The organism is Pseudomonas sp. NMI542_15 (assembly GCF_021283425.1).
GTDB classification, from domain to species: domain Bacteria; phylum Pseudomonadota; class Gammaproteobacteria; order Pseudomonadales; family Pseudomonadaceae; genus Aquipseudomonas; species Aquipseudomonas fortuita.
Genome location: NZ_JAJSRO010000006.1, coordinates 157,803 through 179,470, shown reverse-complemented (window position 1 = coordinate 179,470; position 21,668 = coordinate 157,803). Strand labels below are relative to the sequence as shown.

Annotated in this window: 24 protein-coding genes; 15 read left to right on the top strand and 9 right to left on the bottom strand. The window is 60.9% G+C overall.

Features of this window, described 5'->3' with window-relative positions:
* Nucleotides 1-49 precede the first annotated feature (49 nt).
* Nucleotides 50-616 carry a dCTP deaminase gene (dcd, locus tag LU684_RS12155; protein WP_003258001.1) on the bottom strand — a complete coding sequence of 189 codons (567 nt, stop codon included), beginning with the start codon at nucleotides 614-616 and terminating at the stop codon, nucleotides 50-52.
* Nucleotides 617-944: 328 nt separating this feature from the next.
* On the opposite strand from dcd, the gene LU684_RS12150 reads away from it, so the two are divergent.
* Complete coding sequence (locus tag LU684_RS12150; RefSeq protein ID WP_016488765.1) at nucleotides 945-1,154, top strand: cold-shock protein; 210 nt, start codon at nucleotides 945-947, stop codon at nucleotides 1,152-1,154.
* Nucleotides 1,155-1,339: 185 nt separating this feature from the next.
* Here the strand turns inward: LU684_RS12150 and apbC are convergent, their stop codons facing one another.
* Nucleotides 1,340-2,434 (bottom strand): iron-sulfur cluster carrier protein ApbC, encoded by a 1,095-nt coding sequence (apbC, locus tag LU684_RS12145; RefSeq protein ID WP_016488766.1) that lies wholly within the window; start codon nucleotides 2,432-2,434, stop codon nucleotides 1,340-1,342.
* A 158-nt stretch (nucleotides 2,435-2,592) separates the two neighbouring features.
* Between apbC and metG the strand changes: the two genes are divergently transcribed.
* The 7 genes from metG to LU684_RS12110 all read left to right on the top strand — a co-directional run bounded on the left by metG (nucleotide 2,593) and on the right by LU684_RS12110 (nucleotide 8,279).
* Nucleotides 2,593-4,632, top strand: a complete 2,040-nt coding sequence (metG, locus tag LU684_RS12140; protein WP_232894679.1) for a methionine--tRNA ligase — start codon at nucleotides 2,593-2,595, stop codon at nucleotides 4,630-4,632.
* 88 nt (nucleotides 4,633-4,720) lie between these two features.
* Nucleotides 4,721-5,269 carry an Rnf-Nqr domain containing protein gene (locus LU684_RS12135; protein ID WP_060520019.1) on the top strand — a complete coding sequence of 183 codons (549 nt, stop codon included), beginning with the start codon at nucleotides 4,721-4,723 and terminating at the stop codon, nucleotides 5,267-5,269.
* The gene (locus tag LU684_RS12130) at nucleotides 5,266-6,240 is read left to right on the top strand and encodes an RnfABCDGE type electron transport complex subunit D (RefSeq protein WP_023048366.1); all 975 of its coding nucleotides are present in this window, start codon (nucleotides 5,266-5,268) and stop codon (nucleotides 6,238-6,240) included. Before LU684_RS12135 ends, LU684_RS12130 begins: the two co-directional genes overlap by 4 nt.
* Complete coding sequence (locus LU684_RS12125) at nucleotides 6,237-6,839, top strand: RnfABCDGE type electron transport complex subunit G (protein WP_232894678.1); 603 nt, start codon at nucleotides 6,237-6,239, stop codon at nucleotides 6,837-6,839. The genes LU684_RS12130 and LU684_RS12125 overlap by 4 nt, the downstream gene beginning before the upstream one ends.
* Nucleotides 6,832-7,356 carry an Rnf-Nqr domain containing protein gene (locus tag LU684_RS12120; protein WP_232894677.1) on the top strand — a complete coding sequence of 175 codons (525 nt, stop codon included), beginning with the start codon at nucleotides 6,832-6,834 and terminating at the stop codon, nucleotides 7,354-7,356. The genes LU684_RS12125 and LU684_RS12120 overlap by 8 nt, the downstream gene beginning before the upstream one ends.
* 4 nt (nucleotides 7,357-7,360) lie before the next feature.
* Nucleotides 7,361-7,999, top strand: a complete 639-nt coding sequence (gene nth / locus LU684_RS12115; protein WP_016488772.1) for an endonuclease III — start codon at nucleotides 7,361-7,363, stop codon at nucleotides 7,997-7,999.
* A 103-nt stretch (nucleotides 8,000-8,102) separates the two neighbouring features.
* Entirely contained in the window at nucleotides 8,103-8,279 is a 177-nt protein-coding gene (locus LU684_RS12110; protein WP_016488773.1) for a PA3496 family putative envelope integrity protein, read from the top strand.
* Nucleotides 8,280-8,334: 55 nt separating this feature from the next.
* On the opposite strand, the gene LU684_RS12105 is transcribed toward LU684_RS12110, so the two are convergent.
* On the bottom strand, nucleotides 8,335-8,958 hold the full coding sequence (locus LU684_RS12105) for a response regulator transcription factor (RefSeq protein ID WP_016488774.1): 624 nt from the start codon (nucleotides 8,956-8,958) through the stop codon (nucleotides 8,335-8,337).
* Nucleotides 8,959-9,327: 369 nt separating this feature from the next.
* On the opposite strand from LU684_RS12105, the gene LU684_RS12100 reads away from it, so the two are divergent.
* Entirely contained in the window at nucleotides 9,328-9,810 is a 483-nt protein-coding gene (locus LU684_RS12100) for a hypothetical protein (protein ID WP_016488775.1), read from the top strand.
* Between the two features lie 70 nt (nucleotides 9,811-9,880).
* Here LU684_RS12100 and LU684_RS12095 read toward each other — a convergent pair whose 3' ends face one another.
* Nucleotides 9,881-11,098, bottom strand: coding sequence for an argininosuccinate synthase (locus LU684_RS12095; protein WP_016488776.1), 1,218 nt, complete (start codon nucleotides 11,096-11,098; stop codon nucleotides 9,881-9,883).
* A gap of 185 nt (nucleotides 11,099-11,283) precedes the next feature.
* Nucleotides 11,284-12,237: a flagellar protein MotY gene (locus LU684_RS12090; RefSeq protein WP_232894676.1), complete on the bottom strand. Its 954-nt coding sequence runs from the start codon at nucleotides 12,235-12,237 to the stop codon at nucleotides 11,284-11,286.
* 130 nt (nucleotides 12,238-12,367) lie between these two features.
* Here LU684_RS12090 and pyrC point away from each other — a divergent pair, with 130 nt between their 5' ends.
* Together pyrC and rnt are read left to right on the top strand one after the other, a co-directional pair.
* A complete protein-coding gene (gene pyrC / locus LU684_RS12085; RefSeq protein WP_016488778.1) occupies nucleotides 12,368-13,414 on the top strand; it encodes a dihydroorotase in 1,047 nt (348 codons plus the stop codon).
* Nucleotides 13,415-13,437: 23 nt separating this feature from the next.
* Complete coding sequence (gene rnt, locus LU684_RS12080; RefSeq protein WP_217435874.1) at nucleotides 13,438-14,085, top strand: ribonuclease T; 648 nt, start codon at nucleotides 13,438-13,440, stop codon at nucleotides 14,083-14,085.
* A 159-nt stretch (nucleotides 14,086-14,244) separates the two neighbouring features.
* Here the strand turns inward: rnt and LU684_RS12075 are convergent, their stop codons facing one another.
* Nucleotides 14,245-14,847, bottom strand: a complete 603-nt coding sequence (locus tag LU684_RS12075) for a peroxiredoxin (RefSeq protein WP_012273884.1) — start codon at nucleotides 14,845-14,847, stop codon at nucleotides 14,245-14,247.
* A gap of 224 nt (nucleotides 14,848-15,071) precedes the next feature.
* Between LU684_RS12075 and LU684_RS12070 the strand changes: the two genes are divergently transcribed.
* Nucleotides 15,072-15,290: a bacterioferritin-associated ferredoxin gene (locus tag LU684_RS12070; RefSeq protein WP_016488781.1), complete on the top strand. Its 219-nt coding sequence runs from the start codon at nucleotides 15,072-15,074 to the stop codon at nucleotides 15,288-15,290.
* Nucleotides 15,291-15,491: 201 nt separating this feature from the next.
* Nucleotides 15,492-15,965 carry a bacterioferritin gene (bfr, locus tag LU684_RS12065; protein WP_016488782.1) on the top strand — a complete coding sequence of 158 codons (474 nt, stop codon included), beginning with the start codon at nucleotides 15,492-15,494 and terminating at the stop codon, nucleotides 15,963-15,965.
* Between the two features lie 57 nt (nucleotides 15,966-16,022).
* On the opposite strand, the gene grxD is transcribed toward bfr, so the two are convergent.
* Together grxD and LU684_RS12055 are read right to left on the bottom strand one after the other, a co-directional pair.
* A complete protein-coding gene (gene grxD / locus LU684_RS12060; protein WP_016488783.1) occupies nucleotides 16,023-16,358 on the bottom strand; it encodes a Grx4 family monothiol glutaredoxin in 336 nt (111 codons plus the stop codon).
* A gap of 91 nt (nucleotides 16,359-16,449) precedes the next feature.
* Nucleotides 16,450-18,558, bottom strand: a complete 2,109-nt coding sequence (locus LU684_RS12055; RefSeq protein WP_060520013.1) for a molybdopterin-dependent oxidoreductase — start codon at nucleotides 18,556-18,558, stop codon at nucleotides 16,450-16,452.
* A 374-nt stretch (nucleotides 18,559-18,932) separates the two neighbouring features.
* Here LU684_RS12055 and argF point away from each other — a divergent pair, with 374 nt between their 5' ends.
* Together argF and LU684_RS12045 are read left to right on the top strand one after the other, a co-directional pair.
* On the top strand, nucleotides 18,933-19,853 hold the full coding sequence (gene argF / locus LU684_RS12050) for an ornithine carbamoyltransferase (protein WP_016488785.1): 921 nt from the start codon (nucleotides 18,933-18,935) through the stop codon (nucleotides 19,851-19,853).
* Complete coding sequence (locus tag LU684_RS12045; RefSeq protein ID WP_016488786.1) at nucleotides 19,850-20,959, top strand: ABC transporter ATP-binding protein; 1,110 nt, start codon at nucleotides 19,850-19,852, stop codon at nucleotides 20,957-20,959. The genes argF and LU684_RS12045 overlap by 4 nt, the downstream gene beginning before the upstream one ends.
* A gap of 34 nt (nucleotides 20,960-20,993) precedes the next feature.
* Here LU684_RS12045 and ybaK read toward each other — a convergent pair whose 3' ends face one another.
* Entirely contained in the window at nucleotides 20,994-21,464 is a 471-nt protein-coding gene (gene ybaK, locus LU684_RS12040) for a Cys-tRNA(Pro) deacylase (RefSeq protein WP_016488787.1), read from the bottom strand.
* Between the last annotated feature and the right edge of the window lie 204 nt (nucleotides 21,465-21,668).

The window sequence follows — 21,668 nt, the reverse complement described above, 5'->3', positions numbered from 1 at the left end:
TACAGCGTTGGAGTGCCAAAGCCACGGGTAATTCCCCGCGTTTGTCGGTTCAGGTACGTGGCAGGGTAACGCCGCGCTGGCCTTGGTATTTGCCGCCACGGTCCTTGTAGGACACTTCACACTCTTCGTCCGACTGCAGGAACAGCATCTGTGCCACGCCTTCGTTGGCGTAGATTTTCGCCGGCAGCGTGGTGGTGTTGGAGAACTCCAGCGTCACGTGGCCCTCCCACTCGGGCTCGAGCGGGGTGACGTTGACGATGATGCCGCAGCGGGCGTAGGTGCTCTTGCCCAGGCAGATGGTCAGCACGTCACGCGGAATGCGGAAATACTCGACAGTGCGGGCCAGGGCGAAGGAGTTCGGCGGGATGATGCACACGTCGCTCTTGATATCGACAAAGCTGCCGGCGTCGAAGTTTTTGGGGTCGACGGTGGCCGAGTTGATATTGGTGAAAACCTTGAATTCGTCGGCGCAGCGCACGTCGTAGCCGTAGCTGGAAACACCGAAGGAAATGACCCGGCTGTCCTGTTCGCCGCGCACCTGGCGCTCGACGAACGGTTCGATCATGCCGTGTTCCTGCGCCATGCGGCGAATCCACTTGTCCGATTTGATGCTCATGGCGGGGGTGTCCTGAAGAGTTGCGTGGTAAAAATCGTGAGGCGCATCTTACCGGTCCCGGCGCGCAGGTTAAAGTTCTATGCCGCATCCCGCGCCGGGCGGAGGCTGCAGCCGCCGTCGATCCGAATTTGCCTAAAGCTTCTCCAGACCATTGGCAGGTTGCGGAAAGTGGGGTAAGGTGACGCCACTGTGCTGCACGTGACACCGAGAATCTCTAGTTTGATGCACGATCCTGATCGGCCCATCGCTGAATTTTCTGCTCTCTTTGCGCTCAGTCCCGGGCAGGGTTTTTCCTGACCGTTATTAAATTGTCCAAGGAGACAGAAAAATGTCCAATCGCCAATCCGGTACCGTTAAGTGGTTCAACGATGAGAAAGGCTACGGCTTCATCACCCCTCAGTCGGGTGACGACCTGTTCGTGCACTTCAAAGCCATCCAAGCTGACGGCTTCAAAACCCTGAAAGAAGGCCAGGCTGTTACTTTCGTCGCTACCCGCGGCCAGAAAGGCATGCAGGCTGAAGAAGTTCAGATCGCCTAAGTCGATCTCGCTTCCTAGCTTTCAAAAAAACCCGCCTTCTGGCGGGTTTTTTTATGCCTGTGCAGGAGCGGCCTTGTGTCGCGAAAGGGGTGCGAAGCACCCCCAAGATAGGTGATCCAACCACATATTGCCGGGGCCGCTTTGCGGCCCTTTCGCGGCACAAGGCCGCTCCCACAGGAAATGCGTCAGTCTTCGCTGATGGTAATGCTCGGCATCGCCGGTGCGGCTGCTTCCTGCAGTACGATGCGTGCACCCACCTGGCGGGCCAGTTCCTGATAGACCATGGCAATCTGGCTTTCCGGCTCGGCAATCGCCGTGGGCTTACCGCTGTCGGCCTGCTCGCGGATCAGCATCGACAACGGCAGCGAGGCCAGCAGGTCGACGCCATACTGGCTCGCCAGCTTCTCACCACCGCCTTCGCCGAACAGATGCTCGGCATGACCACAGTTTGAACAGATATGCACGGCCATGTTCTCGACCACGCCGAGCACCGGGATGTTGACCTTGCGGAACATCTCCACGCCCTTCTTGGCATCCAGCAACGCCAGGTCCTGCGGAGTGGTGACGATCACAGAGCCGGCCACCGGCACTTTCTGCGCCAGCGTCAGCTGGATATCGCCGGTACCCGGCGGCATGTCGATCACCAGGTAATCCAGGTCGTCCCAGGCGGTTTGGGTCACCAGTTGCAGCAGCGCACCGGAGACCATCGGGCCTCGCCAGACCATCGGCGTGTTGTCGTCGGTGAGGAACGCCATGGACATGACTTCCACACCATGGGCCTTGATCGGCACAAACCACTTCTGGTCACGGATCTGTGGGCGGGTGCCTTCAGCAATACCGAACATCACGCCCTGGCTTGGGCCGTAGATGTCGGCATCGAGAATACCCACCCGCGCGCCTTCGCGGGCCAAGGCCAAGGCCAGGTTGGCCGCGGTGGTCGACTTGCCCACCCCACCCTTGCCCGAGGCCACGGCGACGATGTTCTTGACGTTGGCCATGGCCGGTACCTGGGCCTGGGCCTTGTGCGCGGCCACCTGGCAATCGATCGACACCTGGGCGCTGCTGACGCCCTCGAGGTTGCCGATGGCGGTCTGCAGCACCTGGGCCCAGCCGTTCTTGAACAGCCCGGCGGCATACCCCAACTGCAACTGCACGCTGACCTGACCGCCCTGGATATCGATGGCGCGCACGCAACCGGCGCTGACCGGGTCCTGGTTCAGATAGGGGTCGGTGTACTGGCGAAGCACGCCTTCAACGGCGGCACGGGTGACGGCACTCATGGAGACTCCCATTGGCAAACTTGATGTAGAACAGGCGCCTATCCTAACCCGTCAATCGTCAGCAGATGCGCATGCGGGGTGAAATATCTTCGCCAGCCCTTTATAGTGGCCGATCATCCTTATTTTTACCCCGTCGCCAGATAAGTAGCCGAGCCACCATGTCCGAGCCACGTCAGATTCTCGTCACCAGCGCCTTGCCCTATGCCAATGGATCCATCCATCTTGGCCATATGCTCGAGTACATCCAGACAGACATGTGGGTACGCTTCCAGAAAATGCGCGGCAACCAGTGTATCTACGTGTGCGCCGACGACGCCCACGGCTCGGCCATCATGCTGCGTGCCGAAAAGGAAGGCATCACCCCGGAACAGCTGATCGCCAACGTCCAGGCCGAGCACAGCGGCGACTTCGCCGACTTTTTGGTGGAGTTCGACAACTTCCACTCCACCCACAGCGAAGAAAACCGCGAACTGTCGAGCCTGATCTACACGCGCCTGCGTGAAGCCGGGCACATCGCCACCCGTTCGGTAACCCAGTACTTCGACCCGGAAAAGGGCATGTTCCTGGCCGACCGCTTCATCAAGGGCACCTGCCCCAAGTGCGCGGCCGAAGACCAGTACGGCGACAACTGTGAAAAATGCGGCGCGACCTACGCGCCCACCGAGCTGAAGAACCCCAAGTCGGCGATTTCCGGGGCCACCCCGGTACTGCGTGATTCACAGCACTTCTTCTTCAAGCTGCCAGACTTCCAGGCGATGCTGCAGCAGTGGACCCGCAGCGGCACCCTGCAGGACGCCGTGGCCAACAAACTCGCCGAATGGCTGGACTCCGGCCTGCAGGAGTGGGATATCTCCCGTGACGCGCCGTACTTCGGCTTCGAAATCCCGGGCGAACCAGGCAAGTACTTCTACGTATGGCTGGACGCGCCAATCGGCTACATGGCCAGCTTCAAGAACCTGTGCGCACGCCGCCCCGAGCTGGACTTCGACGCCTTCTGGAAAGAAGACTCCAAGGCCGAGCTGTACCATTTCATCGGCAAGGACATCGTCAACTTCCACGCCCTGTTCTGGCCCGCCATGCTCGAAGGCGCCGGTTTCCGCAAGCCGACTGCGGTCAACGTGCACGGCTACCTGACCGTAAACGGCGCCAAGATGTCCAAGTCCCGCGGCACCTTCATCAAGGCCCGCACCTACCTTGACCACCTGCAGCCGGAATACCTACGTTACTACTACGCAGCCAAGCTGGGCCGTGGCGTCGACGACCTGGACCTGAACCTGGAAGACTTCGTGCAGAAGGTGAACTCCGACCTGGTGGGCAAGGTAGTCAACATCGCCAGCCGCTGCGCCGGCTTCATCCACAAAGGCAATGAAGGCGTGATGGTGGCCGGCGATGCCGCACCGGAGCTGACCGAGGCCTTCCTGGCCGCTGCCCCGTCGATTGCCGAAGCCTACGAAGGCCGCGATTTTGGCCGCGCCATGCGCGAGATCATGGCGCTGGCCGACCGCGCCAACGCCTGGATCGCCGACAAAGCACCGTGGTCGCTGGCCAAGCAGGAAGGCAAGCAGGATGAAGTGCAGGCCATCTGCGCCCAGGGCATCAACCTGTTCCGTCAGCTGGTGATTTTCCTCAAGCCCGTGCTGCCCGTGCTGGCCGCCGACGCCGAGGCTTTCCTCAACGTTGCCCCGCTGGCCTGGAACGACCACCAGTCGCGCCTGGAAAACCACCAGCTGAACCCGTTCAAGGCACTGATGAGCCGCATCGAACCGGCCAAGGTCGAAGCCATGGTCGCAGCCAGCAAGGAAGACCTGCTGGCCGCCGAAGCCAAGGCCCCGGCGGGTAACGGCGAGCTGAGCAAGGACCCACTGTCGGCAGAAATCGAATTCGACACCTTCGCTGCCGTTGACCTGCGCGTGGCACTGATCGTCAAGGCCGAAGCGGTGGGAGGTGCCGACAAGCTGCTGCAACTGACCCTGGACATCGGTGACGAGCGCCGTAACGTGTTCTCCGGTATCAAGTCGGCTTACCCTGACCCGTCCAAGCTGGAAGGCCGCCTGACCATGATGGTAGCCAACCTCAAGCCACGGAAGATGCGCTTTGGCGTGTCCGAAGGCATGGTCATGGCGGCCGGCCCTGGCGGTGAAGAAATCTACCTGCTGAGCCCGGACAGCGGCGCCAAGCCAGGCCAGCGCATCAAGTAACAGCCCTGCCCCGGCCTTTGTGCCGGGGCAGTTCCCTCTGCGCCTTGATTGCCGGACAATCACCATGATTCCCGGCTATCGTCATCTCATGAGCGACTACATCCTGGTCCTGATCAGCGCCGCGCTGGTCAATCACCTGTGCCTGCTGCAACCATCAGTCTCCAGGCTGCACCTGCATGTGCATGGCCTGGCCTGCGCGCTATGCATTGCGCTGGGCGTGATCGGTGCTCAGTTGCTGGTGCGAGGGGTGCTTGCTCCATTGCACATCCACGACCTTGCCCTTTTCGTATTGTTGCCCTGGCTGGCGCTGCTCGCCTGGGGCGTGCCATGGCTGCTGGCCAAATGGCGCCCGAACTGGCCCGTAACGGGGTTGCCAGCACTGCTCTTGAGTAACAGCGCAGCGCTGGGGCTGGCGCTGCGGCTGGCCAGCGACGACAGCACCTGGCCAGCCACACTGCTGCTAGGCCTGCTGGGCGGTGGCGGCTTCTGGCTGGCGCTGGCCTTGCTCGCCGACCTGCGCCAGCGCAGTGCCCATGCCGATATCCCCGGCGTACTGCGCGGCCTGCCCATCGAATTGATCGGTGCCGGGGTAATGGCCATGGCGTTTTCCGGTTTCAATGGGTTGTTTGCGCAATGAATACCAGCCCTGACCCGCGACTACGCACCAGCATGGGCCTGGTCTTGCTGGCCTGCGTACCTGGCCTGCTGACGCTGCTGTGGCTCCATGGCTGGGGTTTTCTGGTGAACCTGTTGCTCTGCACCAGCGCCGCCTTGCTGTGCGAAACCCTGCTGCTGGCAATGCGCGGGCAAGCACTGAAGCCGGCGTTAGACGACTGCAGCGCTCTGGTGACCGCTGTGTTGCTGGCGTGCGCACTTCCTACCCTGGCGCCATGGTGGTTGCCGGTGGTCGCCACAAGCGTTGCCATCGGTATCGGCAAACAGGCCTTTGGCGGTGTCGGCCGCAACCTGTTCAACCCGGCCATGGTCGGTTATGCCTTTGTACTGCTGAGCTTCCCGTTGCACATGAACCATTGGCCGGGGCCTGCACCGGGCCTGATGGAAAGCCTGCAGCAGGCATTTGCGGGTAGCGAGCACATTGATGCCTGGGCCAGCCCTACGCTGCTCGATGGCCTGCGCCACAACCGCAGCCTCACCATTGATGAGCTATTCGCCAGTCACCCAGGTTTTGGCAGTATTGGCGGGAGGGAAAGCGAATGGGCCAACCTGGCGTTCCTGCTCGGCGGCCTGTTCCTGCTGCAGCGCAAGGTGATCAGCTGGCATGCGCCCGCGGGCTTGCTGGCAGGGCTGTTCGTGTTCAGTTTGTTGGGCTGGAACGGTTCGGGGTCGGATTCCAATGGCTCACCTTTGCTGCACCTGTTCTCCGGGTCGACCATGCTGGCGGCGTTCTTCATTGCCACCGAGCCCGTCTCCGGCCCAAAAAATGAGTGGGCCAAGCTGGGCTTCGGCTTAGGAGCAGGGCTGCTGATCTACCTGATTCGCACTTGGGGCAGCTACCCGGATGGCACAGCTTTCGCCATCCTGCTGATGAACCTCATGGCACCGAGCCTTGAGCGCCTGGCCCTGCTGCATCAGCAGGCCACCCGATGAGCCGCCTGGCGCGGGATGCAGGCCTGCTGCTGCTAACCGTGGCACTGGCTGTGTCTGTCACGCTGGCATGGCGACAATGGACCAGTACTGCCGTCGCCAGCGCCGAGAAGCAACTGCAAAGCCGCCAGCGGCTGGCGGTGCTGCCTGAAGGCAGTTACGACAACCAGCCACTGGACACCCCCCTGGCCATGCCCGCCGCACAGCGGCCAAACAGTCTTATCCTGGCAGCTTACCGCGCAACGCGAGCAGGCGAGCCAACCGCCATCATCCTGATCACCCAAGCCCAAGGGTATGCCGGGCCGATCGTGCTGAGCATTGCCATCGGCACAGACGGCCGCCTGATCGGTAGCCAAGTGGTCGAGCAGCAGGAAACCCCAGGGTTGGGCGCACGCCTGGGAGACCCGCAGGTGCACTGGTTGGGGCAGTTTGCCAACCGTCAGCTGGGCGACCACTGGGCGCTGAAGCGGGACCACGGTGACTTTGACCAACTGGCCGGCGCAACCGTGACTTCACGGGCAGTGATCACAGCGTTGCAGGAAGGCCTGAGCTATTTCGATGAGCAGCGCAACTTGCTGCTGGAGGCCCCCACGCATGAATAGCGTCTACTGGCTGGCCGCAAGCCTTGTGCCCGTGCTTGGCGCCACCGGCACACTGCGAGAGGGCGCCGCCATTGGCGTGTGCGCGATACTGATGAGCACGCTGCACCAATTACTGCTGGCGCCCTTGCGCCAGCGGCTGGCCACCTGGGCGTACATGCTGGCAAGCCTGCTGCTGTTGGCCGCCCTGGCCAGTTGCCTGCAACTGGCCCTGCGTGCGTGGCTACTGCCACTGGCCATTGCCCTGGGCCACTATCCTGCGCTGCTTTGCCTGCAATGCCTGGTTTACGACCACCTGCTACCCAGCCAGGGGCACTGGCGCCTGCTGGTCAGGCACCTTGGTGCCATGCTTGCCATCTGCCTGCTGCTCGGTGCCAGCCGCCAAGGGTTGGCCCAGTTGGCCGGCCTGCACCTGGCCAGCCTGGCCCCCGGCGCACTGCTACTGCTCGGACTGCTGCTGGCCTTGTACAATCGCCTGCGTCCGGGCCCCGCCCACCCACGTCGTCAAGGAAAGCGCTGATTTCATGAATGCCGCCAAACGCCTGGAGATCTTTCGCAGGCTGCACGAAGACAACCCCGACCCGAAGACCGAACTGGCCTACACCACGCCGTTCGAACTGCTGGTCGCCGTGACGCTGTCCGCGCAATCCACCGACGTCGGCGTCAACAAGGCCACCGCCCGCCTGTTCCCTGTCGCCAACACCCCGGAGGCCATCTATGCCCTGGGCGTTGAGGGCCTGAGCGAATACATCAAGACCATCGGGCTTTACAACAGCAAGGCCAAGAACGTCATCGAAGCCTGCCGCATGCTGATAGAGCAGCACGGCAGCCAGGTGCCGCAGACCCGCGAAGCCCTGGAGGCACTGCCCGGCGTTGGCCGCAAGACCGCCAACGTGGTGCTCAATACTGCATTCCGCCAACCAACCATGGCCGTGGATACCCATATCTTCCGGGTCAGCAACCGCACAGGCATTGCGCCAGGCAAGACGGTGCTGGAGGTAGAGAAGAAACTGGTCAAGTTCGTGCCAAAGGATTACCTGCTCGATGCCCATCACTGGTTGATCCTGCACGGGCGCTATGTCTGCCAGGCACGCAAGCCAAGGTGTGGCAGTTGCCGGATCGAGGACTTGTGCGAATACAAGCATAAGACCAGCGACGATTGAGCCGATAGCTTGAAACCACTCGAGCGATTGAAAAAATCTTTTTTACCGGCGTCTGCTTTCTGGTTATAAGGACGGCCAATGGCCCCTTGGCTTGGAGCGACTCATGAGCACCGATAAAGACGAACTGTCGATCGAAGATGATTTTGTTGCCACAGAAGATGAAGCGGAACCCCAGGTGGAGATCGCCAAGACCAACCTGAGCAAACGCCGCACCATCGACAACATGCTGGAAGAACGGCGCCTGCAAAAGCAGCTGGCCGATTTCGACTACGACCTGTAGTGCGGCTGCGGAGCACTGGCAAAGCCTCCTGAATGGAGGCTTTGCGGGCCGGCAGTCAGTTGAGCCCTTGCCGCTGCGCCAGCTCGATCAGGTCAACCAGCGACCGCGCATTGAGCTTTAGCAACAGGCGGGACTTGTAGGTGCTGACCGTCTTGTTGCTGAGGAACATGCTGTCGGCAATTTCCTTGTTCGAGCGCCCCCGCGCCAGCTGTTGCAACACCGTCATCTCGCGCGCCGAGAGACGGTTTACCATATCCGTCTCGCTCCCCCCTCCCCTGCCACGCGACGCATGGAGGGCCTGATTGGGGAAGTAGCTGTAACCCGACAACACGGCCTTGATAGCGCTCAGGAGCTCGGTGAGTTCCTGCTGCTTGCAGACGTAACCCGATGCCCCCGCCTGCATGCAGCGCATCGAGAAGTTGCCGGGAGCCTGCGACGTCAGCACCAGCACCTTGCTGCCTGGGCTGAAAGTGGCCATGCGCGCAATAACCTCCAGGCCATCCAGCCTGGGGATTCCAATGTCGAGCACCACGATATCCGGCAAGTGTTGCCGAGTGAGTTGCAGTGCAGCCACCCCATTGTCGGTCTCCGCCACGACGTCGTACCCATGCCGCTCCATCAGCATGCGCACGGCCAGGCGTATGACCGGATGATCATCCACGATAAGCACTTTATTCATGCGATATCCATTGATTCATTATTTTTGCTTTGGCACGCCACGATAACCGACAGGGCGCCCGATGGCGCGGCGAATTCTCGGCGAAACTCATGAGCAGATGAAACCTACATAAGTTAGAGAAATTTCCTACAAATAACGGCGATAGTTGTAACAACTAAAATCTTTATTCCCAAACTGACGGTAGCATTGGGCTGCAGGTGCGCACCAGTTGAAAACTGACGCTCAATTGAAGAAAGAGCCAATTCGAAAAAGGTGAAAAGTCGGAGCTATCAGGCTATTTGGCGATTATTCCTCGCCCGGAAATCAATCCGGTATTTAGTTGAGCGCAACGGTAGGTAAAGATGGCTAAAACTGCTGGAGACGGCCCAAATGACCCAAGCACAACCTGTCGCCCCGCTGACGATCATTGCCATCTTCGCGGGGATAATCGAAGCCTCTGCCCTTGCCACACTTCCGTTTCTTAGCGAGTCTAGCCAGAAGCTCTACACCTGGTTTCTGGTGGGTTTCCCATTCTTTCTGACTGCGCTGTTCTTCCTGACGCTCAATTTCAACTACAAGTCGTTCTACAGTCCATCATCCGACAGGGCGGCGAACGGCACCACGCTGGCTGAAAATAGCGTGGCCACGCCTGCAATGGCCGACGGTGCCCGCGAAGCAGTTCAAGGGGAGCCTGTCACATTCATGTTTTCCGGCCCCGACGCCAATCGCATGATGGAGCAGCAACTGCTTTCTGCACTTGCCCAACCTCCCCTACCGGCGCGAACCTGGCGCTTTTGCAACCTGGACAGACGTCAATGTGCGCAGCTGTCCATCAGTGCACTTGATGGCCACGTCGTGAACGACGAGCACTGAATGCCCAAACTTTTCTGAGCACATAAAAAACCCCGGCCTAAGCCGGGGTTTTCAAGACACGCGCCAGCAATCAGAGCAGCGAACGGCCCTTGTTGGCAGCAATGCGCATGCGCAAAGCGTTCAGCTTGATAAAGCCGGCAGCGTCCGCCTGGTTGTACGCGCCGCCATCTTCTTCGAAGGTGGCGATGTTGGCATCGAACAGCGAGTCGTCCGACTTGCGGCCGACCACGGTGACGTTGCCCTTGTACAGCTTCAGGCGCACTACGCCATTCACGTTGACCTGGGAGGCGTCGATCATCTGCTGCAGCATCAGACGCTCCGGGCTCCACCAGTAACCGGTGTAGATCAGGCTGGCGTACTTCGGCATCAGCTCATCTTTCAGGTGAGCGACTTCGCGGTCCAGGGTGATCGACTCGATGGCACGGTGGGCCTTGAGCATGATGGTACCGCCAGGGGTCTCGTAGCAGCCACGCGACTTCATGCCGACGTAACGGTTCTCCACGATGTCCAGGCGGCCGATGCCGTTGGCACCACCGATACGGTTCAGATCGGCCAGAACGGTGGCTGGGCTCTTGTCGACGCCGTCGATGGCAACGATGTCACCGTTACGGTAGGTCAGCTCGATGTAGGTGGCCTGGTCCGGGGCATTCTCAGGCGAGACGCTCCAGCGCCACATGTCTTCTTCGTGCTCGGTCCAGGTATCTTCCAGGACACCGCCTTCGTAGGAGATGTGCAGCAGGTTGGCGTCCATCGAGTACGGCGACTTCTTCTTGCCGTGGCGCTCGATCGGAATGCCATGCTTTTCGGCGTAGTCCATCAGTTTTTCGCGGGACAGCAGGTCCCACTCACGCCACGGGGCGATAACCTTGACGCCTGGTTTCAGGGCGTATGCACCCAGTTCGAAACGAACCTGGTCGTTGCCTTTGCCAGTAGCGCCATGGGAAATGGCGTCAGCGCCGGTTTCGTTGGCGATTTCGATCAGGCGCTTGGCGATCAGCGGGCGGGCAATGGAAGTACCCAGCAGGTACTCACCTTCGTAGACGGTGTTGGCGCGGAACATCGGGAACACGAAATCACGCACGAACTCTTCGCGCAGATCGTCGATGTAAATCTCTTTAACACCCATTGCCTGGGCCTTGGCACGGGCCGGCTCGACCTCTTCGCCCTGACCCAGGTCAGCGGTGAAGGTCACCACTTCGCAGTTATAGGTATCCTGCAGCCACTTGAGAATCACCGAAGTATCAAGGCCGCCGGAATACGCCAGTACGACCTTTTTTACGTCCGCCATGCCATCACTCCACGGGGTTGTACGGAAAGGGGTCGATTCTAACGGCCTTGCGGAAAAATTTACAGTGGGGCGACAGCTTCTGACGACAAAGCGACAAGAACTGTCGGAAGGGCGACGGGGGTATGCATGACCATCTCACAGGCGCTGGAAATGTCGTGGCAAACACCTGAAGGCCCCCCCCGATCTCAGGGTGCCTTCGCCCCCGGCGCGGCAGCAGCCGGGCTGGCTGGTGCTGGGGCGGCAGGCGCCGCTGGCTCAGCCGGTTTTTCCACAGGTTTCTCAACCACCGAAACCCGATCCAGCTCGATGTTTACCCGGCGATTGCGTGCCCGGTTGGCCGCACTGTTGTTCTTCACCAACGGGTACTGCTCGCCATGGAAGCGCACCGTGATCTGTTCTTCAGTCAATCCATGGGCCTTGAAGTAATCAGCCACAGCCAGCGCACGACGGCGCGACAGGTCTCGGTTGGTCAGGCGGTTGCCACTGTTGTCGGAGTGGCCGTCGAGCTCGATGTGGTTCACCGTCGGGTCAGCTTTGATGTAATCCAGGATCACATCCAGCCGTGCACGCGCCGACGCGTCCAGCTCGGTGCCGCCCCCGGGGAAACCCACCTGGGTCTGGCGCACCTGATCATAATTCATAGGCAGCAGCTTGCCGGCACAGACCAGATAGTCGCTGTAGGCCTTGGCGAAGCTGACCGGCAGAACGCGTACCTCCATTGGCCTTCCGGCCTCACCGGTGTAGTTGCGCACCACTGTGCTACGCCCGTCGAGCAAGCCGTTGATCAGGCGGCTGGCCTGGCCTTGGGAAGAACTGAACAGCACACCGGAGCGGGCCATCCGCACGTTGCCCAGGTTGATATCACCCCGCCCAGGCTGCCACGGCGCCGCCGCCGCCAGCAGGCTGGCTGTACCTGCACCCAGTACATTGTTGTCCGAACGTAGCTGAAAAACGGGCTGTTCACCTGCCCGACGCACGAACTCACCGCTACCAAAACCTTCTATCGGCTGGATCAGACGGCACTCGAACGGGTCGCCCTCGACCTTCCAGGCAATATTTTCCATGCGCGTCTGAAAAGTCAGTGCACCGGCCGGCAGGCTGGCGAACAGGGTCAACAGGGTGAGGTAACGCTGGCGCACGGGCGGCTCCACAAATTCTGACGGCTTACCTGCAGGCTATCGGACGCCGGCCGGAAAACTTGATAGCCGTGCTCGCCCCAGGCTTTTCCGGTAGCATTGGGGCTTGAGTTCGACCCGCCTGGAATCCCCAATGTCCGATCGCCTGACCCTCCTGCGCCCCGACGACTGGCACATCCATCTGCGCGATGGTGCCGTCCTGCCCCACACCGTTGGCGACGTGGCGCGCACTTTTGCCCGTGCCATCATCATGCCAAACCTGGTTCCTCCGGTGCGTAATGCCGACGAGGCCAGTGCCTACCGTGAGCGCATCCTGGCCGCCCGCCCTGCCGGCAGCCGCTTCGAGCCGCTGATGGTGCTGTACCTCACCGACCGCACCAGCCCCGAGGATGTCCGCGCGGCCAAGGCCAGCGGCATCGTGTACGCCGCCAAACTGTACCCGGCCGGCGCCACTACCAACTCCGACTCGGGCGTGACCAGCATCGACAACATCTTCCCGGCCATCGAGGCGCTGGCGGAAGTCGGCATGCCACTGTTGGTGCATGGCGAAGTGACCCGCAGCGAGATCGACGTGTTCGACCGCGAGAAGCGCTTCATTGACGAGCACATGCGTCGTCTGGTCGAGCGCTTCCCGACGCTGAAAGTGGTGTTCGAACACATCACCACCGGCGATGCCGCTCAGTTCGTCACCGAGGCCCCGGCCAACGTCGGCGCGACCATCACTGCACAGCACCTGCTGTACAACCGCAACCACATGCTGGTTGGCGGCATTCGCCCGCACTTCTACTGCCTGCCGATCCTCAAGCGCAACACCCATCAGGTGGCGCTGCTGGACGCGGCCACCAGCGGCAACCCGAAGTTCTTCCTGGGCACCGACTCGGCACCGCACGCCCGTCACGCCAAGGAAGCCGCCTGCGGGTGCGCCGGTTGCTACACCGCATACGCGGCCATCGAAATGTACGCCGAAGCGTTCGAACAGCGTAACGCGCTGGACAAGCTCGAAGGCTTTGCCAGCTTGCACGGTCCTGCCTTCTACGGCCTGCCAGCGAACACCGACACCATTACCCTGGTGCGTGAAGAATGGACCGCCCCGGACAGCCTGCCGTTTGGCGAGCAGACCGTGATCCCGCTGCGCGCCGGTGAAAAACTACGTTGGCGCCTGCTGGAGGAAAACGCGTGAGCGAAGACCTCTACGAAGACGACATGGACACCCAGGGCAGCAGCGGTTCGCGCCACCCGATGGCCGAGCGCTTCCGCGGCTACCTGCCGGTGGTGGTGGATGTGGAGACTGGTGGTTTCAACAGCGCCACCGATGCGCTGCTGGAAATTGCCGCCGTCACGATCGGCATGGACGAGAAAGGCTTCCTGTTCCCCGAACACACCTACTTCCACCGAGTGGAACCGTTCGAGGGCGCCAATATCGAAGCCGCCGCACTGGAGTTCACCGGCATCAAGCTGGACCACCCGCTGCGCATGGCTGTTAGCGAGGAAAGCGCGCTGACCGATATCTTCCGCGGTGTACGCAAGGCACTCAAGGCCAATGGCTGCAAGCGGGCGATCCTGGTCGGCCACAACAGCAGCTTCGACCTGGGCTTCCTCAATGCGGCGGTGGCGCGCAACGACCTGAAGCGCAATCCGTTCCACCCGTTTTCGAGCTTCGACACCGCTACCCTCGCGGGCTTGGCGTATGGCCAGACCGTGCTGGCGCGTGCCTGCCAGAGCGCGGACATCGACTTCGACGGGCGTGAGGCGCACTCGGCGCGTTATGACACCGAGAAGACGGCCGAGCTGTTCTGCGGCATCGTCAACCGCTGGAAAGAGATGGGCGGCTGGCGCGACTTCAACGATTGAACTGCAAAAGCATTCGCGGGCATGCCCGCTCCCACAGGTTCACCTTTGCCGTCAGGCATGCAGAGAATCGGTGGGAGTGGGCGCGCCCGCGAAGAGGCCGGCACAGAACGGCATAAAAAAACCGGCCAACGAGGGCCGGTTTTTTTATGCGAGCGGCAATTACAGCTTGCCGGCGTTCTCGCTCAGGTAGGCAGCAACGCCTTCTGGCGAAGCGTTCATGCCTTTGTCGCCTTTTTTCCAGTTGGCAGGGCAGACTTCGCCGTGCTCTTCGTGGAACTGCAGGGCGTCGACCAAGCGCAGCAGCTCGTCCATGTTACGGCCCAGTGGCAGGTCGTTGATGATCTGCGAGCGTACAACACCGTTGGTGTCGATCAGGAAGGCGCCACGGAAGGCCACGCCGCCTTCGGACTCTACGTCGTAGGCTTTGCAGATTTCGTGGGTCATGTCGGCAGCCAGGGTGTACTTCACCTGACCGATGCCGCCGTTGTTGACCGGGGTGTTACGCCAGGCGTTGTGGGTGAAGTGCGAGTCGATCGACACGCCGATCACTTCGACGTTGCGCGCCTGGAAGTCAGGGATGCGGTTGTCCAGGGCGATCAGCTCGGACGGGCAGACGAAGGTGAAGTCCAGCGGGTAGAAGAACACCAGGCCGTACTTGCCCTTGATGGCCGAAGCCAGGTTGAAGCTGTCGACGATCTCGCCATTGCCCAGCACGGCTGGAACGGTGAAATCGGGGGCTTTCTTACCAACGAGTACGCTCATTGTAATCTCCTGATGAGGGTGAAAAACCGTTTGCCGGGCCAGACGGGCTTGCCCGACATCCAACAAAGGCCGACCATCATACACGGCTTCTGATGACAGGCCGAATCCATCAGGCAGACAACCACCGGTCGCTCAAGCACGGCCTTTTCAGAAAGCACTTTGACAAGCATTCTCATTCACATTAAGCTCCCATCCATCGACTCAACCCGCGATGGTCAGCCCTTATGTATGTGTGTCTTTGTGTCGGCGTCACCGACGGACAGATCCGCGATGCGATCTATGAAGGATGCTGCAGTTACAAGGAAGTGCGAGCCGCGACCAATGTCGCAAGCCAGTGTGGCAAATGCGCCTGCCTGGCCAAGGAAGTGGTCCGCGAGACCCTGACCGAGCTGCAGGTCAGCCAGGCAGCCCTGCCCTACCCCGTGGAATTTACCGCAGCCTGAAAGCCCCTGATTCCAAGAACCGGACCCTGTGTCCGGTTTTTTTATGCCTTAAATTCAATAAGTTAGCGCTCCAACGCGGTTCACAAACATTCTTATTCCTATTAATTTTCACTTATTATTCAATCACTTAGGTTTGACACTCTTAAGTATCGGGCTCAAACTTCACTGTATTGGCACACTTCTACAGGGCAGGAACCCGAAATGAAAGGCGACGTAAGCGTCATCCAGCATCTCAACAAGATCCTCGGAAACGAGCTGGTCGCGATCAACCAGTACTTCCTGCACGCACGCATGTATGAAGATTGGGGCCTGAACAAACTCGGCAAGCACGAGTACAAGGAATCCATCGATGAGATGAAGCACGCTGACAAATTGATCAAGCGTATTCTCTTCCTCGAAGGCATCCCCAACGTTCAGGACCTGGGCAAGCTGCTGATCGGCGAGCACACCAAGGAAATGCTCGAGTGCGACCTGAAGCTCGAAAAGAAAGGCCTGGCCGACCTGAAGGCAGCCATTGCCCATTGCGAAACCGCTGGCGACTTCGGCTCGCGTGACATGCTCGAAGATATCCTCGAATCCGAGGAAGAGCATATCGACTGGCTGGAAACCCAACTGGGTCTGATCGACAAGATCGGCATCGAAAATTATCTGCAGTCGCAGATGGGCGAAGAGTAAATATTCGCCCCATAAAAAAACCCGCGATCAGCGGGTTTTTTTATGCTTGCCGGAAAATCAGGCTTCGGAAGCCTTGGCTTTGGCAGCAGCGTCCTTGATCAGGGTCTGCAGCTCGCCGTTCTGGAACATTTCCAGCATGATATCGCTACCGCCAACCAGCTCGCCGGCTACCCACAGCTGCGGGAAGGTCGGCCAGTTGGCATATTTGGGCAGGTTGGCACGGATTTCCGGGTTCTGCAGGATGTCGACGTAGGCGAACTTCTCGCCACAACCCATCACAGCTTGCGATGCCTTGGCCGAGAACCCGCACTGCGGGGCATTCGGCGAGCCTTTCATGTAAAGCAGAATGGTGTTGTTGGCAATCTGCTCTTTGATCGTTTCGATGATATCCATGTAGCACCTCGGCTTAACTTTGCGACGCTGTTGTCGGCACGGTGGCGCATTGTAACGGAAAGCCGAGCAGCGTGCTCGGCCTTACTGTTCCTTACGCGGCCTCCACCTGCACAGGTACGCCATTGAGCGCAGCGTTGCCGGACACCGGGTCGCGAAAGCGCTCGTCGGTCAGGTCGTTGGCACTCACGCCGGCTTGCGCCTGGGCGATCTGCAGGTGCACACCCTGACGAGCATGACCGTAGCCATGGGGCAGGCTGACCACACCGGGCATCATGTCCTCGCAGGCTTGCACCTCGACTTCGAGATCACCCGTACGCGAGCGGATACGTACCCGCTGGCCGTCCTGTAGTTGCCGTTGCTGCAAGTCTTGCGGGTGCATCAACAGCTGATGCCGTGGTTTGCCTTTCACCAGACGGTGGAAATTGTGCATCCACGAGTTGTTGCTGCGCACATGGCGGCGGCCGATCAGCAGCAGTTCACCCGGTACAGGAGGTGCCAGTTGCGTCAGCCGGCGCAGGTCGTCCAGCAACACCTGGGGTGCGGCCTCGACAGCCTGACTGGCAGTCGCCAGGCGTGCAGCAAGGTTGCTGCGTAAAGGGCCCAGGTCCAGGCCGTGCGGATGATCGTCCAGTGTTGCGAGGGAAAGGCGCCAAGGTGTTGCTTGGCCATAGCGCCCCTTGCGCAAGGCCAGATCGATCATCTGCGCAGGTGCCAAGGTCGGCTTCAATTCAAGCCCGGCACGCCTGGCAAACGCCTGGGCCAGGCCGACGAAGATCTCCCAGTCGTGCAACGCCCCGTCCGGCTTGGCCAGAATCGCCCGGTTGAAGCGGGTGACGTTGCGCACGGCCAGCAAATTGAAGGTGCTGTCATAGTGGTCGTTTTCCAGCGACGACGTGGACGGCAGGATCAGGTCGGCATGGCGCGTGGTTTCGTTGATGTAGAGGTCGATGCTGAGCATGAACTCCAGGCCTTGCAGTGCCGCATCCAGCTGACGGCCGTTAGGCGTGGACAGCACCGGGTTGCCAGCCACTGTCACCAAGGCGCGAACCTGCCCTTCGCCCGGTGTAAGCAGCTCTTCGGCCAGGGCCGCCACAGGCAGCTCGCCGCCGTACTCGGGCAAACCCGACACCCGGCTCTGCCAGGCGTTGAAATGGCCGCCGGAGGTGGCAGCCACCAGGTCGACAGCGGGCTCGGTGCACAAAGCGCCGCCTTCACGGTCGAGGTTGCCGGTTACCAAGTTGATCAGTTGCACCAGCCAGTGGCAGAGGGTGCCGAAGGCTTGGGTCGAAACGCCCATGCGGCCATAGCACACGGCTTTTTCTGCCGCGGCGAAGTCCCGTGCCAGCTGGCGAATCTGCGTGGCGGCAATACCGCAGTGCGTGCTCATGGCTTCGGCGCTGAACGGTGCAAGCGCTTCGCGCACCTGCTGCAGGCCGTTGATCGGCAAGTGCGAACCTTGCGCCAGGCCTTCCTCGAACAGGGTGTTGAGCAGGCCGCACAACAAGGCCGCATCTCCGCCCGGGCGGATAAACAAGTGGGTATCGGCCATGGCCGCCGTTTCGCTGCGCCGAGGGTCCACCACCACCAGGCGCCCGCCCCGGCCAAGCAGGGCCTTGAGGCGCTTTTCCACATCGGGCACGGTCATGATGCTGCCGTTGGAGGCCAGCGGGTTGCCGCCAAGAATCAGCATGAAGTCGGCGTGGTCGATATCCGGAATCGGCAGCAGCAGGCCATGGCCATACATCAGGTGGCTGACCAGGTGTTGTGGCAGCTGGTCCACCGAGGTGGCCGAGAAACGGTTGCGTGTCTTGAGCAGGCCGAGGAAGTAGTTGCTGTGGGTCATCAAACCGTAGTTGTGCACGCTTGGGTTGCCCTGGTAGACCGCCACGGCATTGCGCCCGTGAGCCTGCTGGACCGCCCACAACTTTTCGGCGGCCAGGGCAAAGGCCTCGTCCCAGCCGATGGCCTGCCAACGCTCCCCTACCCGCTTGTGGGGCTGGCGCAGGCGGTCAGGGTCGTTCTGGATGTCCTGCAAGGCGACGGCCTTGGGGCAGACGTGGCCACGGCTGAACGGGTCCTGGGGGTCGCCCTTGATCGAGCTGATTAGCGCCTGCCCGTCAGCTTCATGGCTGACTTCGATGTTCAGCCCGCAGATTGCTTCGCACAGGTGACAGGCACGGTGATGCAGGGTCTTGGTCATGGCCGCCTCTGCCTTGTTGTTGTCGAACAGTGACTATGCGCCCGGTCCCAGCCCCCCGCCAGCGCCCTTCGCCGCGTGAATCCACCGACATCAGGCACACGATTTGCGACAGCCATTTGCCAAATTGCCAGCAAGCCCTGTACAACCTCGTGTAGCAAATAAAAAACAGCACAGGCCGCCGGGTGAAGACACCCTTTGCAACACCCTTTGCAATCAGGCCGCTGTTCCCCCTTGGCTTCAGGCGACATTTACTTATAGTATTGCGCCTTTCCCTATTTTCGTCCGCCCCGTGCGGCTTACGCCGCAGGTCAATCCCGTTGTCAAAAAAAACCATACGGTCGACCTGCATACCGTTGCAGATAAGGTAGTCAATCATGAGCGCTAGGCACTTTCTCTCCCTGCTGGACTTCACCACCGACGAATTGCTCGGGGTGATCCGCCGCGGCATCGAGCTGAAGGACCTGCGCAAACGAGGCGTGCTGTTCGAGCCCCTGAAGAACCGCGTGCTGGGCATGATCTTCGAGAAATCCTCGACCCGTACCCGCGTGTCGTTCGAGGCTGGCATGATCCAGCTGGGCGGCCAGGCCATCTTCCTGTCGCCACGCGACACCCAGCTGGGCCGTGGCGAGCCGATCGGTGACAGCGCCATCGTGCTGTCGAGCATGGTCGATGTGGTGATGATTCGTACCCACGCCCACAGCACCCTGACCGAGTTCGCCGCCAAATCGCGCGTACCGGTGATCAACGGCCTGTCCGACGAGTCGCACCCGTGCCAACTGCTGGCCGACATGCAGACCTTCCTCGAGCACCGCGGCTCGATCCAGGGCAAAACCGTGACCTGGATCGGCGATGGCTTCAACATGTGCAACTCCTACATCGAGGCCGCCAGGCAGTTCGATTTCCAGCTGCGCATCGCCTGCCCAGAAGGCTACGAGCCGGATCAGCGCTTCATGGCGCTGGGCGGTGACCGCGTACAGATCATCCGTGATGCCAAGGAAGCCGTGCGTGGCGCACACCTTGTGGTTACCGATGTCTGGACTTCCATGGGGCAGGAGGAGGAAACTGCACGGCGCCTGGCGCATTTCGCGCCTTACCAGGTCACCCGCGAACTGCTCGACCTGGCGGCACCCGATGTCCTCTTCATGCACTGCCTGCCCGCCCACCGTGGCGAGGAAATCAGCCAGGACCTGCTCGACGACCCACGTTCGGTCGCCTGGGACGAGGCTGAAAACCGCCTGCATGCACAGAAGGCGCTTCTCGAATTTCTTGTAGAACCGGCTTACCACCACGCATGAGTCAACCCCTACTGCTCAACCTGCGCAACCTCGCCTGCGGCTACGGCGACCAGCGCATCGTCCAGAACCTCAACCTGCACCTGAACGCAGGCGACATCGGTTGCCTGCTGGGTTCATCCGGTTGCGGGAAAACCACCACGCTACGCGCCATTGCAGGTTTCGAACCGGTGCATGAAGGCGAGATCCAGCTGGCCGGCGAGGTCATTTCCCGCGCTGGCTTCACACTGGCCCCGGAAAAGCGCCGCATCGGCATGGTGTTCCAGGACTACGCGCTGTTCCCGCACCTGACCGTGGCGCAGAACATTGCCTTTGGCATTGCCAAGCACCCACGCCAGGCCGCCGTCATCGAAGAGATGCTCGAACTGGTCAAGCTGGGGGGCCTGGGCGGGCGTTACCCGCATGAGCTGTCTGGTGGCCAGCAGCAACGGGTCGCCCTGGCCCGCGCGCTGGCGCCTGAACCGCAGTTGCTGCTGCTCGACGAGCCGTTCTCCAACCTTGACGTGGAGTTGCGTCGGCGCCTGAGCCATGAGGTTCGCGATATCCTCAAAAGCCGTGGCACCAGCGCCATCCTGGTTACCCATGACCAGGAAGAAGCCTTTGCCGTCAGCGATCAGGTCGGTGTGTTCAAGGAGGGGCGCCTGGAGCAGTGGGACACGCCCTACAACCTTTACCACGAACCACAGACGCCGTTCGTGGCCAGCTTCATTGGCCAAGGCTACTTCATCCGTGGCCAGATGAGCAGCCACGAGGCCGTCAATACCGAGCTGGGTGAACTGCGCGGCAACCGTGCCTACATCATGGCGCCCGGCAGTTCGGTGGACGTGCTGCTGCGCCCCGACGATATCGTGCATGCACCGGGCAGCGCGCTGCAGGCGAACATCATCGGCAAGAGCTTCCTGGGGGCATCGACCCTGTACCGCCTGCAATTGCCGACCGGCAGCCAGCTGGAAGCAATCTTCCCTAGCCATAACGACCATGAGGTCGGTGAGGATGTGGGGATTGAGGTGCAAGCTGATCACCTGGTGCTGTTCCCGGTGCCTGGCAGCGTTGCGGCGCAGTTGCCGCAGCAGGAGAATGGCGTGCGTCGGTACAGTTCCGCGACCTGATTGCAGATTCCTGGGCCGCTTTGCGGCCCAGATCTCAGCCTCTGCCGATCCCGGCAAACTTGCCCTGGGTATGCTCGGCCAGCACCGCCGCCGCCAACTCCACTTCCAACCCGCGCCTACCGGCGCTGACATGGATAGTTGCAAAATTTTGCGCCGAGTCATCAATAAAGGTGCGCAGGCGCTTCTTCTGCCCCAACGGGCTGATCCCACCTACCAGATAACCCGTAGCCCGCTGCGCCGCCGCCGGGTCTGCCATCTCGCATTTCTTTACCCCGGCAGCGTGGGCCAAGGCTTTGAGGTCCAGGGTACCCACCACAGGCACCACCGCTACCAGCAACTCCCCCTTCTCGCTGCTCGCCAACAAGGTCTTGAACACTTGCTGCGGGTCCAGGCCAAGCTTTTCCGCTGCCTCCAGACCGTAAGAAGCCGACTTGGGGTCATGCTCATAACTGTGCACACGGTGTTCGGCGCGATGCTTCTTCAACAGGTCTAGGGCGGGGGTCATGCAAAGGCTCCGGTCTGGGACGGCTCGGCGGCTACTTTAGGACAAATCCCACATCCCAGCCAGCGCACCACAATCGCGCGCCTCTAGTACGGGCATCCGCGACTGATTTTACGGGCCATTTCGTGACTGGTCGTTCACTTTCGACCTTTGACATCAGCGTTTCTTGTCTATATTTTTTCGCATCTGAACAAATGGCGCACTTTT

Excerpts from the sequence above, each read along its gene's own strand:
- LU684_RS12135 (WP_060520019.1), top strand. The coding sequence starts at position 4,721 with ATGAGCGACTACATCCTGGTCCTGATCAGCGCCGCGCTGGTCAATCAC.
- LU684_RS12105 (WP_016488774.1), bottom strand. The coding sequence starts at position 8,958 with ATGAATAAAGTGCTTATCGTGGATGATCATCCGGTCATACGCCTGGCC.
- LU684_RS12095 (WP_016488776.1), bottom strand. The coding sequence starts at position 11,098 with ATGGCGGACGTAAAAAAGGTCGTACTGGCGTATTCCGGCGGCCTTGAT.
- LU684_RS12070 (WP_016488781.1), top strand. The coding sequence starts at position 15,072 with ATGTATGTGTGTCTTTGTGTCGGCGTCACCGACGGACAGATCCGCGAT.
- LU684_RS12125 (WP_232894678.1), top strand. The coding sequence starts at position 6,237 with ATGAGCCGCCTGGCGCGGGATGCAGGCCTGCTGCTGCTAACCGTGGCA.
- rnt (WP_217435874.1), top strand. The coding sequence starts at position 13,438 with ATGGACACCCAGGGCAGCAGCGGTTCGCGCCACCCGATGGCCGAGCGC.
- LU684_RS12110 (WP_016488773.1), top strand. The coding sequence starts at position 8,103 with ATGAGCACCGATAAAGACGAACTGTCGATCGAAGATGATTTTGTTGCC.
- pyrC (WP_016488778.1), top strand. The coding sequence starts at position 12,368 with ATGTCCGATCGCCTGACCCTCCTGCGCCCCGACGACTGGCACATCCAT.
- metG (WP_232894679.1), top strand. The coding sequence starts at position 2,593 with ATGTCCGAGCCACGTCAGATTCTCGTCACCAGCGCCTTGCCCTATGCC.
- bfr (WP_016488782.1), top strand. The coding sequence starts at position 15,492 with ATGAAAGGCGACGTAAGCGTCATCCAGCATCTCAACAAGATCCTCGGA.
- dcd (WP_003258001.1), bottom strand. The coding sequence starts at position 616 with ATGAGCATCAAATCGGACAAGTGGATTCGCCGCATGGCGCAGGAACAC.
- LU684_RS12100 (WP_016488775.1), top strand. The coding sequence starts at position 9,328 with ATGACCCAAGCACAACCTGTCGCCCCGCTGACGATCATTGCCATCTTC.
- LU684_RS12055 (WP_060520013.1), bottom strand. The coding sequence starts at position 18,558 with ATGACCAAGACCCTGCATCACCGTGCCTGTCACCTGTGCGAAGCAATC.
- LU684_RS12150 (WP_016488765.1), top strand. The coding sequence starts at position 945 with ATGTCCAATCGCCAATCCGGTACCGTTAAGTGGTTCAACGATGAGAAA.
- nth (WP_016488772.1), top strand. The coding sequence starts at position 7,361 with ATGAATGCCGCCAAACGCCTGGAGATCTTTCGCAGGCTGCACGAAGAC.
- apbC (WP_016488766.1), bottom strand. The coding sequence starts at position 2,434 with ATGAGTGCCGTCACCCGTGCCGCCGTTGAAGGCGTGCTTCGCCAGTAC.
- LU684_RS12075 (WP_012273884.1), bottom strand. The coding sequence starts at position 14,847 with ATGAGCGTACTCGTTGGTAAGAAAGCCCCCGATTTCACCGTTCCAGCC.
- ybaK (WP_016488787.1), bottom strand. The coding sequence starts at position 21,464 with ATGACCCCCGCCCTAGACCTGTTGAAGAAGCATCGCGCCGAACACCGT.
- LU684_RS12045 (WP_016488786.1), top strand. The coding sequence starts at position 19,850 with ATGAGTCAACCCCTACTGCTCAACCTGCGCAACCTCGCCTGCGGCTAC.
- grxD (WP_016488783.1), bottom strand. The coding sequence starts at position 16,358 with ATGGATATCATCGAAACGATCAAAGAGCAGATTGCCAACAACACCATT.
- LU684_RS12130 (WP_023048366.1), top strand. The coding sequence starts at position 5,266 with ATGAATACCAGCCCTGACCCGCGACTACGCACCAGCATGGGCCTGGTC.
- LU684_RS12120 (WP_232894677.1), top strand. The coding sequence starts at position 6,832 with ATGAATAGCGTCTACTGGCTGGCCGCAAGCCTTGTGCCCGTGCTTGGC.
- argF (WP_016488785.1), top strand. The coding sequence starts at position 18,933 with ATGAGCGCTAGGCACTTTCTCTCCCTGCTGGACTTCACCACCGACGAA.